The 15,841-nt window shown below is 67.2% G+C and carries 12 protein-coding genes; 3 read left to right on the top strand and 9 right to left on the bottom strand.

From position 1 onward, the window contains the following. Positions 1-5: 5 nt before the first annotated feature. Entirely contained in the window at positions 6-3,542 is a 3,537-nt protein-coding gene (gene smc / locus HNP71_RS05770) for a chromosome segregation protein SMC (protein ID WP_183265931.1), read from the top strand. 3 nt (positions 3,543-3,545) lie between these two features. Here smc and HNP71_RS05765 read toward each other — a convergent pair whose 3' ends face one another. From HNP71_RS05765 to pdxR, 4 genes are all read right to left on the bottom strand, one after another. Then, a complete protein-coding gene (locus HNP71_RS05765) occupies positions 3,546-4,790 on the bottom strand; it encodes a benzoate/H(+) symporter BenE family transporter (RefSeq protein ID WP_183265930.1) in 1,245 nt (414 codons plus the stop codon). Positions 4,791-4,947: 157 nt separating this feature from the next. After that, positions 4,948-6,375, bottom strand: coding sequence for an aldehyde dehydrogenase family protein (locus HNP71_RS05760; RefSeq protein ID WP_183265929.1), 1,428 nt, complete (start codon positions 6,373-6,375; stop codon positions 4,948-4,950). 23 nt (positions 6,376-6,398) lie between these two features. Continuing rightward, a complete protein-coding gene (locus tag HNP71_RS05755; RefSeq protein ID WP_183265928.1) occupies positions 6,399-7,145 on the bottom strand; it encodes a gamma-glutamyl-gamma-aminobutyrate hydrolase family protein in 747 nt (248 codons plus the stop codon). Between the two features lie 173 nt (positions 7,146-7,318). Further along, a complete protein-coding gene (pdxR, locus tag HNP71_RS05750; protein ID WP_183265927.1) occupies positions 7,319-8,788 on the bottom strand; it encodes a MocR-like pyridoxine biosynthesis transcription factor PdxR in 1,470 nt (489 codons plus the stop codon). Positions 8,789-9,007: 219 nt separating this feature from the next. Between pdxR and gabT the strand changes: the two genes are divergently transcribed. Together gabT and HNP71_RS05740 are read left to right on the top strand one after the other, a co-directional pair. Next, positions 9,008-10,309 (top strand): 4-aminobutyrate--2-oxoglutarate transaminase, encoded by a 1,302-nt coding sequence (gene gabT, locus HNP71_RS05745; protein ID WP_183265926.1) that lies wholly within the window; start codon positions 9,008-9,010, stop codon positions 10,307-10,309. Positions 10,310-10,415: 106 nt separating this feature from the next. Beyond that, positions 10,416-11,729: a Glu/Leu/Phe/Val family dehydrogenase gene (locus tag HNP71_RS05740; protein WP_183265925.1), complete on the top strand. Its 1,314-nt coding sequence runs from the start codon at positions 10,416-10,418 to the stop codon at positions 11,727-11,729. 70 nt (positions 11,730-11,799) lie between these two features. Here HNP71_RS05740 and HNP71_RS05735 read toward each other — a convergent pair whose 3' ends face one another. The 5 genes from HNP71_RS05735 to HNP71_RS05715 all read right to left on the bottom strand — a co-directional run bounded on the left by HNP71_RS05735 (position 11,800) and on the right by HNP71_RS05715 (position 15,783). Next, positions 11,800-12,861, bottom strand: a complete 1,062-nt coding sequence (locus tag HNP71_RS05735; RefSeq protein ID WP_183265924.1) for an OmpA family protein — start codon at positions 12,859-12,861, stop codon at positions 11,800-11,802. A 175-nt stretch (positions 12,862-13,036) separates the two neighbouring features. Next, positions 13,037-14,092, bottom strand: coding sequence for an OmpA family protein (locus tag HNP71_RS05730; protein WP_183265923.1), 1,056 nt, complete (start codon positions 14,090-14,092; stop codon positions 13,037-13,039). Positions 14,093-14,227: 135 nt separating this feature from the next. Next, positions 14,228-14,869, bottom strand: coding sequence for a DUF2155 domain-containing protein (locus tag HNP71_RS14315; protein ID WP_183265922.1), 642 nt, complete (start codon positions 14,867-14,869; stop codon positions 14,228-14,230). Positions 14,870-14,874: 5 nt separating this feature from the next. Next, a complete protein-coding gene (mlaD, locus tag HNP71_RS05720) occupies positions 14,875-15,369 on the bottom strand; it encodes an outer membrane lipid asymmetry maintenance protein MlaD (protein WP_183265921.1) in 495 nt (164 codons plus the stop codon). After that, complete coding sequence (locus HNP71_RS05715; RefSeq protein ID WP_183265920.1) at positions 15,370-15,783, bottom strand: NADH:ubiquinone oxidoreductase subunit NDUFA12; 414 nt, start codon at positions 15,781-15,783, stop codon at positions 15,370-15,372. Between the last annotated feature and the right edge of the window lie 58 nt (positions 15,784-15,841).

Genomic DNA, 15,841 nt, shown 5'->3' with positions numbered 1-15,841 from the left:
TAACCATGCCCGCCCGTTTCGCCCGCCTGCGCATCGCCGGGTTCAAGAGTTTTGCCGACCCGACGGTGGTGGAGATCCTGCCCGGTCTTACCGGCGTGGTCGGGCCGAACGGATGTGGCAAGTCCAATGTCATCGAGGCGCTGCGCTGGGCCATGGGCGAGGCCAATGCCCGCAACATGCGCGGCGCCGAGATGGAGGACGTGATCTTCGCCGGGACCACCGGGCGCTCGGCGCGTAATCTCGCCGAGGTGACGCTGTCGCTGGAGGAGACGCAAGGCCTCGCCCCACCGCCCTTCCACGAGGCGCCGGACCTGGAAATCTCCCGCAAGATCGAGCGCGGCACCGGCAGCTCCTACCGCGTGAACGGCAAGGAAGCCCGCGCGCGCGACGTGCAGACCTTGTTCGCCGACCTCGCCTCCGGCGCGCGCGCCTCGGCCATGGTCAGCCAGGGGCGCGTGGGCGCGCTGGTGAGCGCCCGCCCCGAGGAACGCCGCGCCCTGCTGGAGGAAGCCGCGGGCATCACCGGCCTGCACGCCCGCCGGCACGAGGCCGAACTGAAGCTGAAAGCCGCCGAGCAGAACCTGCTGCGCGCCGATGACCTCAAGGGCCAGGTGGAATCGCGCCTCGCCGAGCTGAAGAAGCAGGCCCGCCAAGCCACGCGCTACAAGAATCTCTCCGGCAACATCCGCGCCGCCGAGGCCGAGCTGCTGTCCATCCAGAGCGCGCTGGCCGTGCAGGCACGCGAGGCCGCACAAGCCGCCTTTACCGCCGCCGAAGCTCAGGTAACCACCGCCACCGCCGAGGCTGACGCCGCCGAAATCCGCGCCCGCGAGGCGGAAGCCGCCCTGCCGCCGCTGCGCGACGCCGAGGCCGAAGCCCGCACCGGGTTGGAACGCGCGCGCATCGCCGCCGAGCAGATGGGCGAGGCCGAATCCCGCGCCCGCGCCGCCCTGGCCGAAGCCCGGACTAGGCTGGAGGCGCTGAAGCGCGACCACACCCATGCCGACAAGCTGGCGGGCGACGCCCAGGCCGCCATCGCGCGGCTGGAGGACGAGCAGCGCCGCCTGAGCGCGGAAAGCACCGCCGCCCCCGCCGAACTGGAAACCGCCGCCGAGGCCGAAATTGTGGCTCAGGACGCGCTGCGTGCCGCCGAGGCCGAGGCCCAGCGCGCCACCGAGGACGCCGCGCGCATCGCCGCCGAGGCCGAAGCCGCCCGCCGCGCCCTGAGCGAAGCCGAATCCCGCGCCAAGCGCCTCGCCCAGCGCGCCGCCGAGACCGAGGCCGAGTACCAGAAGATCGCCGTCACGCTGATCCCCGTGGAGCGCGTCCAGGCCGCCGAAGCCGAGCGCGCCCAAGCCGAAGCCGCCCTGACCGCCGCGCGCGAGGCCGTGACCGCCGCCGAGGCCACCCGCGCCCAGGCCGAGGAAGAAGCCGCCGCCGCCCGCGCCCAGGCCGAGGCCTCGCTGGCCGCAGCACGGGCCAAGACCATCGCCGCTGAAGCCGCCGCGACCAAGATCAACACCGAATACGACGCCCTTGCCGCCCTGCTGGCGCAGAAATTCGGGCGCGAGAGCGCGCCGATCCTCGACCAGCTCACCGTGCCGCCAGGGCTGGAAGCCGCCCTGGGTGCCGCGCTGCGCGAGGAGCTTTCCGCCTCCGCCGACGCCCAGGCCCCGCGCCATTGGCGTACTCTCCCCGTGCTTGCCGCGCAGGAGACGACGCTGCCCAGCTTCGACACTCTGGTGCAAGGGCCGGAGCAGCTCACCCGCGCGCTCTCACATATCCTGCTGCTGCCCGAGAGCGCGGATGGCCAGCAGCATCAGGCCAGCCTCACCCCGGGGCAGATCCTCGTCTCGCGTGAGGGTGCGGTGTGGCGCTGGGATGGCTACACAATGCGCGCCGGTGCGGCGTCGGAGGCCGCTGTCCGCCTGAAACAGCGCAACCGCCTGGCCGAGCTGAAGCGCGAGCGCAGCGCCACCAGCGAGGCCGCTAATGCCGCGCGCGAGCTGCGCGTGGCCGCCGAGACCGCCGAGCGCGAGGCCCGCACCAACGAGGCGCAGACGCGGGAAGCCAAGCGCGCCGCCGAGACCGCCGCGCGCGAGGCCCGCCGCCAAGCCGAGCAGCGGTTCGACAAGGCACGCAACGAGGCCATTCGCCTGACCGCCGAGCATGAGCGCGGCGCCCAGCGTGCCGCCGCCGCCAAGGCCCAGCGCGACCAAGCCGCCATCGAATCCGCCGAGGCAACCACCGCCCTCTCCACCGCACAGCAGAGTGCCGCCAATCTGCCGGATGTCGCCGCCGCCCGCGCCACTGTGGAGAAGGCCCGCGCCGCCGTCGCCCAAGCAAGGCAGGCGGAATCCGCCGCACGCGCCAAGCTCGCGGCGCTAAAGGCCGCCGAGGCCCAGCGCAGCCTGCGCCTGACCACGCTGGAGCGCGAAATGGCCGATTGGGCCGAGCGCGGGCGCGACGCCAAGGACCGCCTCACCGACCTCGCCGCCCGGCTGGAGGAAGCGCAAGGCGGCATTACCGCCCTGGCCGCAGCGCCCGAGGAAGCCGCCACCGCCAAGCGCGAGGCGCAGGAAAGCCTGACCGCCGCCGAAGCCGAACACAAACGCGCCGCCGCTGCCCTGGCTGCCGCCCAAAGCGCCGCCGAGACCGCCACCCGCGCCGCCCGCACGGCTGAATCGGCCGTCTCCACCGCGCGCGAAGCCAGGGCGCGCGAGGAAGGCAACATCACCGCCGCCAACCATGCCTGGGGCACAGTGGCGGAGCGGATTCTGGAGCGTCTGGGCGCCAACCCGGAGCTGCCGGAACCGCCCGAGGAGTTGAACGCCGAGGTGGAGGACAAGGCCCGCAAGCGCTGGGAGAAACTGGCGCGCGAGCGCGAGGAAATGGGGCCGGTAAACCTGCGCGCCGAGATCGAGGTGGGCGAGGCGGAAGAGTCCATCGCCACCATCGAGCGCGAGCGCGCCGAAATCACCTCCGCCATCGCCAAGCTGCGCGGCTCCATCGGCCATATCAACCGCGAGGGGCGCGAGCGCCTCACCTCCGTGTTCGATCAGGTGAACGAGCATTTCCAGGCGCTGTTCAGCCGCATGTTCAGCGGCGGCAAGGCGCATCTGGCGCTGGTCGGCTCGGATGATCCGCTGGAAGCGGGGCTCGAGATTTACGCCCAGCCGCCGGGCAAGAAGCTCTCCACCCTCTCGCTGCTCTCGGGCGGCGAGCAGGCGCTCACCGCGCTCTCGCTCATCTTCGCGGTGTTCAAGTGCAACCCGGCCCCGATCTCGGTGCTGGACGAGGTGGACGCCCCGCTGGACGACGCCAATGTGGACCGCTTCTGCTCGCTGCTGGAGGATATGGTGCGCGACACCGGAACACGCTTCCTGGTCGTCACCCACCACCACCTGACCATGGCGCGCATGGACCGGCTCTACGGCGTGACTATGCAGGAGCGCGGTGTCTCCCGCCTGCTCTCGGTGGATTTCAACCGCGCCGTCGAGATGGTGGACCCCACCCCCAGCCAAACGCTGGCGGCGGAGTAACCGCTAGGTGCGCTGCTCGGCGATCAGCGCCTGGAAATCCGCCTGCTCCAGCAGCCAGGAGACAACCACACCCGCGATCAGCCCCCAGAACGCCGCGCCAATATTCAGCAGGCTGATGTCAGACACGGTGACGAGGAAGGTGACCAGCGCGCCAAGCGGGAACCGCGCCTTGAACGCGGCGACAAAGGCGTTCTGCAACACGCGCAGCATGGCCAGCCCCGCCAGCGTGGCGATGAAGCTCTTGGGCGCGGCCAGCATGAACTTGGTGAAGCCTGGCGCCAGCAGCCCGAAGCAGATGGAAAGCAGCCCGGTGGTGATGCCCGCGGTGTAATGCCGGCGATGCTCTCCAGCCGAGACGAGAATGGCGTTGGTCGGCCCGGCAAGGCAGGTGCTCACCGCCCCCACCGCCGCACTCAGCAGCGCGCCTACGCCGCAAGCCAAAGTCACGGCATCCACCGGCGCCTCATGCCCCGCCGCCTTCAGCACGGCAAAGCCCTGGCCATTCTGCACCACCAGCACGGTGATGATGAGCGGCACGACGAGTTCCACCATCGCGGGCCAGGACCAGACCGGGGCCTGCACCACCGGATGCGCCAAGGCAAAGCCGGAGACGCCCGCAAGATCGAACCGCCCGAGCGCGATGGCCGCGACGCCACCGATAACCAGCGCACCGATGATCGGCGGGATATACTCGCCAATGCGCTTGAACGCGGTAAGGGCGATCCATGCCGCGACCATCGGCCCCGCAAGCAGGACGTCCGTCCGCACGGCATGCACGAGGTCCAGCCCGAAACGCAGGAACACCCCCGCCACCATGCCCATCACGATGGGCAGCGGCACGGCCTGCATCAGCCGCTTCACCCAGCCCGTGGCCCCGAGCAAGATGGTGAGCAGCCCCGTGACATAAAACGCGCCAATAACCTCGGGAAAGCTGAGATGCCCCAGCGCCGGGCCAACCAGCACCGTGCCGGGAATGGTCCAGAAAAACGCCAGCGGACGGGCATAGATCCAGGAAAACAAAGCGGTGATCAGCCCGTTGACGAAGAACACGCCAAAGATCCAGGAGGACAGCTCGGCCTCGCTCAAGCCCCCATGCAGCCCGACGGTGAGAATGATCGCCACTGGGCCGGTGGCCGCGAACAGCCAGCCGATGAACCCATGCGCGACATAAGTCGCCCCTAAATCGGCCCGCATCTGGGCAAGGCTGGGCGGCGGCGCGGCGGGGCGCTCGATGCGCGATAAAAACATAACTCCCCCTTTGATTTTTTGCGTTGCAATTGGGGAGAAGATCGCAACCGCCGGGCGCATGGGCAAGCCAAAAGCCCATACATATTCAGTATACTTGCATACCCGTCAGGTCTGATCCGGGCCAAAAAAGGGCCGCGCAAGGCGGCCCTTTTCCAGATTACCTCGCGTAGCCAACAACGCCCTTGATCTCGAGGAACTCCTCAAGCCCCCAGACGCCCCATTCGCGCCCGTTGCCGGACTGCTTGTACCCACCGAACGGCGCGTTCAGGTCGCCCTTGGGGTTGTTGATATACACATTGCCCGCACGCAGGCGGCGCGAGAGCTTCTGCGCCCGCTCATGGCTGCCGGACTGGATATAGGCGGCGAGGCCGTACACCGTGTCGTTGGCCATGCGCACCGCGTCTTCCTCGGTGTCATAGAACAGGATGGACAGCACCGGCCCGAAGATTTCCTCGCGGGCGACGCGCATATCCGGTGTCACATCCGCGAACACGGTGGGGCGCACGTAATAGCCCACGTTCAGCCCGGCGGGGCGGCCGGTGCCGCCGGCCACCACGGTCGCGCCCTCGTCGATACCCGCCTGGATCAGCGCCTGGATCTTGTTGAACTGCAACTCGCTGATCACCGGGCCCATATAGGTCTCCGGGCTCTCGGGGTTGCCGACCACGATGCCATCGGCGGCGGTCTTGGCGGCGGCGAGGGCGGTGTCGCGGAACTTGCGCGGCACGAACATGCGCGTCGGCGCGTTGCAGGACTGGCCGGTGTTCTGCATCACGTCCACAATGCCCGAGGCGACGGACGCGGCGATATTCGCGTCGTCGAGCAGGATGTTCGGCGACTTGCCGCCCAGCTCCAGATGCACCTTCTTCACCGTCTCGGACGCCGCCTTGGAGATCAGCACGCCAGCGCGGGTGGAGCCGGTGAAGGAGATCATGTCGATATCCGGGTGCGCGGAGATTGCCGACCCCACATCGGCGCCCAGGCCCTGCACCATGTTGAACACGCCCGCCGGAACCCCGGCCTCATGCATGATCTCGGAGAACACCACGGCGTCGATCGGCGCGATCTCGGAGGGCTTGAGCACCATGGTGCAGCCCGCCGCGATGGCCGGGCAGACCTTGCAGGTGATCTGGTTCATCGGCCAGTTCCACGGGGTGATCATGCCGATCACGCCGAAGGCCTCGCGGGTGATGAGGGTGTTGCCCTGCATTTCGTCGAACTCGAATTCCTCGAGCACCTTGATGATCTGGCCGATATGCCCGGCACCGATGGCGGCCTGGGATTTGGTGGCCAGCGTCACCGGCGCGCCCATCTCCAGGCGGATGGCCTCGGCCACGTCGTCATAGCGCTTCAGGTACACCTCCTGGATGCGCTTGAGCAAAGCGAGGCGCTCCTCGCGCGTGGTCTGGCTGAAGCTCTCGAAGGCGCGGCGGGCGGCGGTCACGGCGCGGTCCACATCCGCCGCGGTGCCGATGGAGATCTGGGTGAAAGGCTGCTCGGTGGCCGGGTTGATCACGTCGATCACGCGCGGCTCGATCGGGTCGACCCAAGCGCCGTCGATATAGAATTGCAGATTATGGGACATGTTTCTCTCCTGGGGTTATGCGGTCAGGCGCGGGCGGCGCGGTAGGCGCGCGCGGCCTCGCCGAAGCTTTGGAACAAGGCGCGGTTCGGGTCGTGCAAATCCGGGCGGTATTCGGGGTGCCACTGCACGCCCACGGCGAAGGGCTGGCCCTCCACCGTCACGATCTCGGGGATGCCATCAGGTGCTGTGCCCTGCACGGAAAGCCCTTCGCCGATCTTGGCCAGGGCTTGGTAGTGCAGTGAGTTCACAGAGAAGGTCTCCGCCCCGAACACCCGCACCAGCGGCGAGCCGGGGCGCAGATGCACCTCGTGCAGCGGGGCGTAGCGGTCCTCATAGGGCGCATCCTCGGGTGAATGGTGCAGGTCGCCATTCTCCAGCTCGACATGCAGCGTGCCGCCATGCGCCACGTTCAGCTCCTGCAAGCCGCGGCAGATGCTCAGGATGGGCATTTTGGCCGCCAGCGCGGCACGGATCAGCGGGAGCGATAACTCGTCGCGCGCATCGTCGAACGGGCCGACGCCCTCGCCCGCCTGACCGTAGCGCCAGGGGCGGATGTTGGAGGGGCTGCCGGTGAAGAGAAAGCCATCGAAGGTTTCCACCAGCTCACCGATATGGTTGCCCGCGCGCTCGCTGAGGATGGCGAGCGGCAAGGCTTGCGCGAACTCCGACACAGCCTGGGCGTATTTGTCGCCCAACACCTGGAAGGGCATGCCGCCCAAATCCCGCATGTCGGTAATCAGCCCGATCACGGGCCGGCGCGTCTTGTTCATGAACCAAACTCCCACTGGCTCGGCGCCTTTCGCTTCGCGCCGGCGGCATCTTCCGGTTAAAAAAAATAAACGTCAATGCTGACGAAACCACCCATATGCCACCGCACAAGCCAGCGCTTGGCAATGGATCCGTCACAGTTGATTAAAATATTCATAGGGCGGATTAAAGCCGCCTACGCGCCGAACTTGCGCAGCACCTCCGCCAGCGTGGCGAAGGCCGGGGCGATGGCCTCCTCCTTCACGCAGGCATAGCCCAGAAGCAACCCGCTCTGGGCGGCGCCGGGGCTGTGGTAATAGCCGCTGAGCGGGCGGGTCGCGATGCCCGCCTCCACCGAAGCCTGGGCGATGGCTTTATCCTCCAGCCCCGGCAGGCCGAGGATGAGATGCAGCCCGGCATTGTCGCCCATCACCGGCAGGGTCTCGCCGAATTCGGCGCGGATGGCCTCCAGCAGCGCCTGACGGCGGCGGCTGTAGAGCCCGCGCATGCGGCGGATATGCGCGGCGAAATGCCCCTCGGCGATAAAATCCGCCAGCATGGCCTGCTGCTGCAACTGCCCCTCGCGGTACAGCTCGGCCACGCCCTCGGCAAAGGCGGAGGCAAGGCCCGGCGGGGCGACGATGTAGCCAAGCCTCAGGCCGGGGAACAACGTCTTGCTCAAACTGCCAACGTAGATCACCAGCCCATCGCGGTCCAACCCCTGCAGGCTGGTGATGGGGCGGGTGCCGTAGCGGAACTCGCTGTCGTAATCATCCTCGACGATCCAGCTCCCATGCGTACGCGCCTGCTCCAGCAGGGCTTGGCGGCGTGGCAGGGTCATCACCATGCCCAGCGGATACTGGTGCGAGGGGGTGGCGACGATGAAGCGCGGCGCCGGGCCGCGCGTGCCGGACCAGTTCAGCCCCTCGGCGTCCACCAGCACCGGGCGCAGCTTCAGCCCCAGCGACTGCACGCTATGCCGCAGCCCCCAATAGCACGGGTCTTCCAGCCAGACGGTATCGCCGGGATCGGTCAGCAACCGGGCCGTGAGGTCGATGGATTGGTGGATGCCGGTGGTGATGACGATCTGCCCCGGCTCGCAGCGCACGCCGCGCGCGGTGCGCAGATGCTCGGCCAAAGCCACGCGCAGGGCTGGCAACCCGCCCGCCGGGGCGTAGCTCAGGCGCTCGGGCGCGGCGCGGTTCCAGTGCCGGTTATGCAGCCTTGCCCAGATGCGCGTGGGGAATTCCGTGACATCCGGCACACCGGGCATGAACGCGCCCCATTGCCGAGGGAACACCCGCGCGCCTTTCACCACGGCCTCGCCACGCGCGGAGAGTTTGGGCGCCGGGGGCGCGGCCTCGGGGGCCGACGGGCTGGGCGGGGCGAGGCGCTCGGCGGAGAGATCCGCCACATAGGTGCCGCTGCCATGGCGCGTCTCCAGGCAGCCCTGGGCGGCCAGGGTCTCGTACACGTCGATCACCGTATTGCGCGCCACCCCCAGCTCGCGCGCCAGCAACCGGCTGGAGGGCAGCTTGCGCCCGGCGGGCAGCTCGCCCTCCAGCACCGCGGCCAGCAGCGCCTCGTGCAGCTGCCGGTGCAGGGGGGCACCGTCTTCGCGGCTGATACGGGCGAGGAGCCAGTCGGAGAGGGCGATGGTTGTCACAGGGCGCGATCCATTTGCTGTGAAGCGGCGGCGCTTCACAGCAAATGGTGAATCGCCCCCTAAAATATTGACGAGGGCCTGAGTAATCAGGTCCGAGTGGCTCCCTAAAATAGCGCAAACTGGACCTTCCGCCAGAGCCACATCGGACTAATGTTGCAGCATCATGCAGTGGGGGCATCCCCATGCCTGCCCCCATCCCTTCGTCCAAGGAGTGTACCCATGCCGAATGCCGACCTCCCCCCCACCCAGACCGCCGGCACCAACGCGGGCTGGGAAGCCCGCCGTCAGGCCATCACGCCGCGTGGCGTTGGCGTGCTGGAGAGCTTCTACGCTGCCCGCGCCCAGAACGCCGAAATCTGGGACATTGAAGGCAACCGCTACATCGACTTCGCCGGTGGCATCGGCGTGCTGAACCTGGGCCATGCCAACCCGCGCATCGTCGCCGCCGTGCAGGAGCAGGCCGCCAAGTTCACCCACACCTGCTATCAGGTCGTGCCGTATTCCGGTTATGTCGAGCTGGCCGAGAAGGTCGCCGCCCGCGCCCCGGGCAACTTCCCCAAGAAGACCCTGTTCGTGACCACCGGCGCCGAAGCCGTTGAGAACGCCGTGAAGATCGCCCGCGCCGCCACCGGCCGCTCCGGCATCATCGCGTTCGACGCCGCCTTCCACGGCCGCACCTTCCTCGGCATGGCGCTCACCGGCAAGGTTGCGCCGTACAAGCTGAACTTCGGCCCGATGCCGGGCGATGTCTATCACGCCCCGTTCCCCAACTCGCTGCATGGCATCTCGGTTGAGGACGCGCTGGCCGGCATTCAGCGCCTGTTCAAGTGCGACATCGACCCCAAGCGCGTCGCCGCCTTCATTCTCGAGCCCGTGCAGGGCGAGGGCGGGTTCTATCAGGCCCCGGCCGAGTTCGTGCACGCCCTGCGCAAGCTGGCCGATGAGCATGGCATCCTGCTGATCGCCGACGAAGTGCAGGCCGGCGCCGCCCGTACCGGCAAGTTCTTCGCCTCCGAGCATTATCATGGCGTCGAGTTCGACCTGTTCACCTTCGCCAAGTCCATCGGCGCTGGTCTGCCGATCGCCGGTGTCACCGGCCGCGCCAACCTGATGGACGCCCCCGCCCCGGGCGGCCTGGGCGGCACCTATGCAGGTAACCCGCTGGCCGTGGCCGCGGCGCTGGAAGTGCTGAAGATCATCGACGAGGACAAGCTGATCGACCGCTCCAACAAGCTGGGCGACACGCTGAAGGCCCGCCTGAACGAGCTGCGGAGCAAGGCCCCCTCCATCGTGGACGTGCGCGGCCCGGGCAGCATGGTCGCCGTTGAGTTCTTCAAGGACGGCAAGCCCTCCGCCGAGACCGCCAAGGCCGTGCAGACCTTCGCCCAGGAGCACGGGCTGATCCTGCTCACCTGCGGCGCCTATGGCAACATCATCCGCTTCCTCTACCCGCTGACGATTCAGGACGAGGTCTTCGCCGAGGCCCTGGACATTCTGGAAAAGGCCATCCTCGCCGCCTGATCCCGACATAAACGACCCCCGGGGCGGCCAACGCCCCGGGGTTTTTCATCCCGGGCACAGAAACCGGGACGAGCAAAGCAAGACGACCGTACACGGAGTATTCGCCATGGCTGATATCGGCCAACCTATTTCCCCCTCCTCCCCCACGTTTCCTGGCCTGTCCTATGTCCACCCCTCGCCCACCAGCCCGTGGGGCACATATCTGGCGCAGGTGGACCGCGTTCTGCCCTATATCGGCGCTCAGGCCCGCTGGGCGGAAACACTGCGCCGCCCCAAGCGCGCCCTCATCGTCGACGTGCCCATCGAGCTGGATAACGGCGAGATCGCGCATTTCGAGGGCTACCGCGTGCAGCACAATCTCTCGCGCGGGCCGGGCAAGGGCGGTGTGCGCTACCACCCCCATGTCACGCTCGAAGAGGTGATGGCCCTCTCCGCCTGGATGACGGTGAAGAACGCCGCCGTGAACCTGCCTTATGGCGGCGCGAAAGGCGGCATCCGAGTCGATCCCAAGAAATTGTCGTTCAAGGAGCTGGAGCGTGTCACCCGCCGCTATACCAGTGAGATCGGCATCATCATCGGTCCGCATCGGGACATTCCCGCACCGGATGTGAACACCAACGCCCAGGTAATGGCCTGGATGATGGATACCTACTCCATGAACACCGGCGCCACAGCGACCGGCGTGGTCACCGGCAAGCCGATCAACCTCGGCGGCTCGCTGGGCCGCGTGAAGGCCACCGGGCATGGCGTGTTCGTGACCGGGCGCGAGGCGATGCGCCGCCTGAAGATAAAGCTGGAAGGCGCGCGCATCGCCATCCAGGGCTTCGGCAATGTCGGCGCGCCCGCGGCGGAACTTTTCGCCGCTTCTGGCGCCAAGATCGTCGCCGTGCAGGACCATGGTGGCACGATCTACAATCCGGGCGGGATGGATGTGGCGGCGCTGACCGCCCATGTGCAGCAATTCGGCAGTGTGGCCGGGTTCATGGGGGCCGAGGTCATCGGCGCGGAGGATTTCTGGAACGTGCAGATGGACGTGCTGATCCCCGCCGCGCTGGAAGGGCAAATCACCGCCGCCCGCGCCGAGCGCCTAACCGCTAAGGTGGTGCTGGAAGCCGCCAACGGCCCCACCGTACCCGAGGCCGACGACATCCTGGCCCAGCGCGGCGTGGCCGTGCTGCCGGACGTGATCTGCAACGCGGGCGGCGTGATCGTCTCCTACTTCGAATGGGTGCAGGATTTTTCGTCGTTCTTCTGGAGCGAGGACGAGATCAACATGCGTCTCGACAAGATCATCACCGGCGCGCTCGGGCATATCTGGGATACGGCGGAGCGCCTCAAGATCAGCCTGCGTACCGGTGCCTTCGTCGTGGCCTGCGGGCGCATCCTCACCGCCCGCGAGGAGCGCGGCCTTTACCCATAACCCTCCCGGTTTCGGACAATAAAAAACCCCGGCATTTTTGCCGGGGTTTTCTTTTGGGCGCTGAGGAGCGTTACTTGAGAACGATCTCGACGCGGCGGTTCTGCGGCTCACGCACGCCCGGGCCGGTCGGCACCAGCAGATGCGTCTCGCCATAGGCATGGATCTCGATCTCGGAGGCAGGCACGCCATCCTGCACCAGCTGCGCGGCGACAGCCTTGGCGCGGCGCTCGGACAGGCCCTGGTTGTACTGCGCGGTGCCCGAGGTATCGGTATAGCCGGAAACGTCCAGGGTGGTGACGTTCTGCGTCTTCGAGTCGGACGCTGCCTGGGCGATGATCTGCGTCGCGCGCGGGGTCAGGTTGTACTTGTCCCAGTCGAAGAACACCAAGTAGGTCTTGGCCGGAGCCGGGGCCGGGGCCGCCATCGGGGCCGGAGCGGGCGCCGGAGCCGGGGCAGGAGCCGGAGCGTTGAACAGCTGGTAGCGCAGGCCCAGCAGGAAGGTATGGCTGGATTCATCGCCGATCTTCACCTGGCTCGAGCCGAGTTCGATGGCGTGAGCAGCGTAGTTGCGGCTCTGGGTCAGCTGCATGAAGCGGTATTCGGCGGTGGCGGAGAGGCCCGGAACCCACGGCAACGGATAGGACAGACCGGCGATCACGTCATAGGCGAAGCTGCCCTCGGTGCCGCCGATGCGGGTGACACCATTGCCAATGTCGTTGTTGAACTTGACCCACTGATAGCCAGCGCCGGCGCCGACATACGGGATCACGGGCAGGCCGACATTGATATCATACAACACGTTCAACATCGGGCCGTACTTGTTCTCACCACCGAACAGACGGAAGTGATTGCCATTCTCACTGGCCGAATGCAGCGTGTTGCGGTCGTAATCGAAGCTGACCTCAACACGGAAGCCGTTGCCGAAGCCGTAACCGGCATCAACCAGACCAGCATAGGACGGGTGCCAATGGAACTTTCCGGTCTCGCCAGTCTGATGGAACAGGTAGTTGGTCGGGTTGAGAAGGCTGGTGCCAGCGCCGAGGCCGATATACGGGCCTGTGACATACTGGGCATGGGCCGCGAGCGGCAGAGCCATGCAGGTGGCGGCGGCAAGCGCGAGACGAAGTTTCATGTCAGAACTCTCCTCAAGGTTTTGCAACAAGCTACTGTCCTAACGATGTTTTCGCCAGGATACACTTGGTTTTCCGCCACTTTTCCCCAAATGTGTTGCATATTTGCTACGAACTTCACGGCACAAAAAAACCCCGGCGGTTTCCCGCCGGGGTTCTTCGTTGCGCGTAACAGCGTTACTGGAGAACGATCTCGACGCGGCGGTTCTGCGGCTCACGCACGTCCGGACCGGTCGACACCAGCAGATGCGTCTCGCCGTAAGCGTGGATCTCGATCTCGGAAGCCGGCACACCATCGCGCACCAGCTGCGCGGCGACAGCTTTCGCACGCCGCTCTGACAGGCCCTGATTGTACTGCGGCGTGCCCGAGGTGTCGGTATAGCCGGAGACGTTGAGGGTGGTGACGTTCTGCGTCTTGGAGTCGGACGCCGCTTGGGAGATGATCTGCGTCGCGCGCGGGTTCAGGCTGGCCTTGTTCCAGTCGAAAAACACAAGATAGGTCTTGGCCGGCGCCGGAGCGGGCGCGGCCTCGGGGGCCGCCGCTGCCGCGGGAACGGGCGCCAGTGGCGGCGGGCTGAACAGCTGGTAGCGCAGGCCCAGGAACAGGTTATGGCTGGAGGCGCTGCGGAACTTGATGTTGTCTGAAACGCCGTCAACGGTGCCATGCATGGTGGTGTCGCTGAACAGCTGCATGTAGCGGTATTCGGCGGTGGCGGAGAGCCCGCGCACCCAGGGCACCGGATAGGACAGGCCGACGATGACGTCGAAGGCCGGGCTGCCCTCGGTGCCACCATAGGCGAAGTTGGGATCGCGTGAGGACAGGTGCGTCCACTGATAGCCCATGCCCGCGCCGATATAGGGGAAGACCGGCAGGCTGGCGTTGAAATCGTACAGCGCGTTGACCATCGGGCCGAAGCTGCTGCGCGTGCCGTTGGAACTGACATGGCCATAGGCGCTGTTCTGCGTCTCGGCGAGGGTGGAGTGCAGATCGTCGACCTCGAGCTGCACGCGCCAGCCATTGCCGAAGCCGTAACCCGCATAGGCATCGCCCGCGTAGGACTCGCGGTACAGCGTTTTGCCGAAGCTCCCGCCCAGGGATTCGTTATACTTTACCGGCTGCTGGAACGAGGTGCCGGCCTCGAGGCCGATATACGGGCCGCTGACCGGCTGCGCATGGACTGCCAGCGGCAGGGAAAAGCAGGTCGCGGCGGCAAGGACAAGGCGCAGGTTCATGGAGAAACTCCAAGTGATGACAGATGGGCCGAGTGCTATTTAGCGGCCACGGCGGGGGTAAAACAGAGGCCATCGGCGGACAGCGGCAACATTATGAAGCTGTTGTATTTTCGGCACAACCCATGAACGGGCGGCCTAGCTGCAGCTGATGACCCGGAAGCTCTCAGCCGCGTTGCCCACAACGGCGGCGCCGGGGGCGGAGCGCAGCATCCAGCCGCGATAAAGCGGGGCGGCGCCACCGCCATCGGCAGGCTGCACGGTCAGGAACACGGCGGTGTCCGGCAGATCCTGCGGCGGGCGCGTGGCGCAGGCCTGCACGCTCACCAGCACGTCGCCCGCCTTGGCGGGCTGGCCGCCAACGGGCACCGAAACCTGGGAGGTGCTGCCATCGACCTCGTTGAGCACGCCAAGCGTGGCGGTATGGCCGGGGGTCCAGTCATTCGCCGGGATGGGGGCGATATCCGGCGGGGCCGGCTGCGTGCTAGCAGCCTGTGCGGGAGGCGTGCCGGGCTGCGCGGGAACGGCGGCGGGAGGCGGTGTTGTGGCCGCGCTCGGCACCGGCGGCACGGCGGGCAAGGTCTGCGACTGCACGGGTGGTACGGCGGGCAGCGTCTGGGATGCCACGGGCGCGGCAGGCGCCACCGGCGCGGGCGCGGCGGAGGACGGCGCGGCGACAACCGGCGGGGCGGGCGGGATGACGATCATGCTCTGATCGTTCTGCGCCCAGGCCACGCCTGGACCCATAAGCAACAACAGAGCCGCGGCGGAAATACGCATGGCGGTTACGGCGCCGCCTGCGGCGTGGCGGAGGGCGGCGCGGGGGATTTGCTGGAGGAACCGCCCATCGAGAAGATGAACTTGCCGATCAGGTCCTGCACGTTGATGGCGGATTGCGTTACCGGAAACGCGGAGCCGGGGGCGAGCATGGTGTTGGAGCCGCCGGGCGACACCGCGACATAAACGCCGCCGAGCAGCCCGTCAGAGGTGATGGAGGCGCTGCTGTCGTCGGGGATCTTGATACCGTTGTTGATATTGAGGCGCACGATGGCGGCGTAGGTCACCGGGTCGAGCGTCTCGTTGGCCACATGGCCGACAATCACGCCGCCGATCTTCACGTCCGACCCCACGGTAAGGCCGCCCACGCTGCCGAACCGGGCTGTCAGCGCGTAACCGCCCGTGCTCACCTCGCCCGTGCTGAGCAGCGCGTAGGCGAGAAACACGGCCGCGGCCGCGATGACCGCGAACCCGGTGAGAAGCTCAGGAAGCCTGCGGCTCATTTATGCTTGGTCCGGCGCCCAGGCTTCATAGTCGGCAGAGACCTTGGCGCGCTTGCCGCCCTGGTACTCGTGTCCGGGCGGACGGTAGCTTGCCGGGGTGCCAGTCGGGTTCGCGCGGTGCGGGCGCTGCCAGGAGCGGGCCGGGGTGGAGAGCGGTGCATCGGTGAGATGATGCAGCCAGGCATGCCACTCGGGCGGTACCTTCGAGGCATCGGCCGAACCGGCATACACCACCCAGCGGCGAGTGCGCCCGCGCGTCCACGGACGCTCGAAATACTGGTTGCCCTGCGCATCCCGCCCGACGAACTTGCCGCGGAACAGCGTGAGGAGATACAACCCCGGATTGCGGAACAATCCGCACAGACCGAGGGAACGACCTTTGGTGACGGAAGCGTCGGCGCTGGATGTGCTCATGATTCCCCGTATAGGAGATGCCGCGCGCTTGGTCCATTGCGTCGGCGCATTTGGACCA

The sequence above is a fragment of the Acidocella aromatica genome (assembly GCF_014201825.1).
GTDB lineage: Bacteria > Pseudomonadota > Alphaproteobacteria > Acetobacterales > Acetobacteraceae > Acidocella > Acidocella aromatica.
Note: the sequence above shows the minus strand (reverse complement) of the source record. Positions and strands in the feature narration are given on the sequence as shown.

Excerpts from the sequence above, each read along its gene's own strand:
- smc (WP_183265931.1), top strand. The coding sequence starts at position 6 with ATGCCCGCCCGTTTCGCCCGCCTGCGCATCGCCGGGTTCAAGAGTTTT.
- HNP71_RS05765 (WP_183265930.1), bottom strand. The coding sequence starts at position 4,790 with ATGTTTTTATCGCGCATCGAGCGCCCCGCCGCGCCGCCGCCCAGCCTT.
- HNP71_RS05760 (WP_183265929.1), bottom strand. The coding sequence starts at position 6,375 with ATGTCCCATAATCTGCAATTCTATATCGACGGCGCTTGGGTCGACCCG.
- HNP71_RS05755 (WP_183265928.1), bottom strand. The coding sequence starts at position 7,145 with ATGAACAAGACGCGCCGGCCCGTGATCGGGCTGATTACCGACATGCGG.
- gabT (WP_183265926.1), top strand. The coding sequence starts at position 9,008 with ATGCCGAATGCCGACCTCCCCCCCACCCAGACCGCCGGCACCAACGCG.
- HNP71_RS05740 (WP_183265925.1), top strand. The coding sequence starts at position 10,416 with ATGGCTGATATCGGCCAACCTATTTCCCCCTCCTCCCCCACGTTTCCT.
- HNP71_RS05735 (WP_183265924.1), bottom strand. The coding sequence starts at position 12,861 with ATGAAACTTCGTCTCGCGCTTGCCGCCGCCACCTGCATGGCTCTGCCG.
- HNP71_RS05730 (WP_183265923.1), bottom strand. The coding sequence starts at position 14,092 with ATGAACCTGCGCCTTGTCCTTGCCGCCGCGACCTGCTTTTCCCTGCCG.
- HNP71_RS14315 (WP_183265922.1), bottom strand. The coding sequence starts at position 14,869 with ATGCGTATTTCCGCCGCGGCTCTGTTGTTGCTTATGGGTCCAGGCGTG.
- mlaD (WP_183265921.1), bottom strand. The coding sequence starts at position 15,369 with ATGAGCCGCAGGCTTCCTGAGCTTCTCACCGGGTTCGCGGTCATCGCG.
- HNP71_RS05715 (WP_183265920.1), bottom strand. The coding sequence starts at position 15,783 with ATGAGCACATCCAGCGCCGACGCTTCCGTCACCAAAGGTCGTTCCCTC.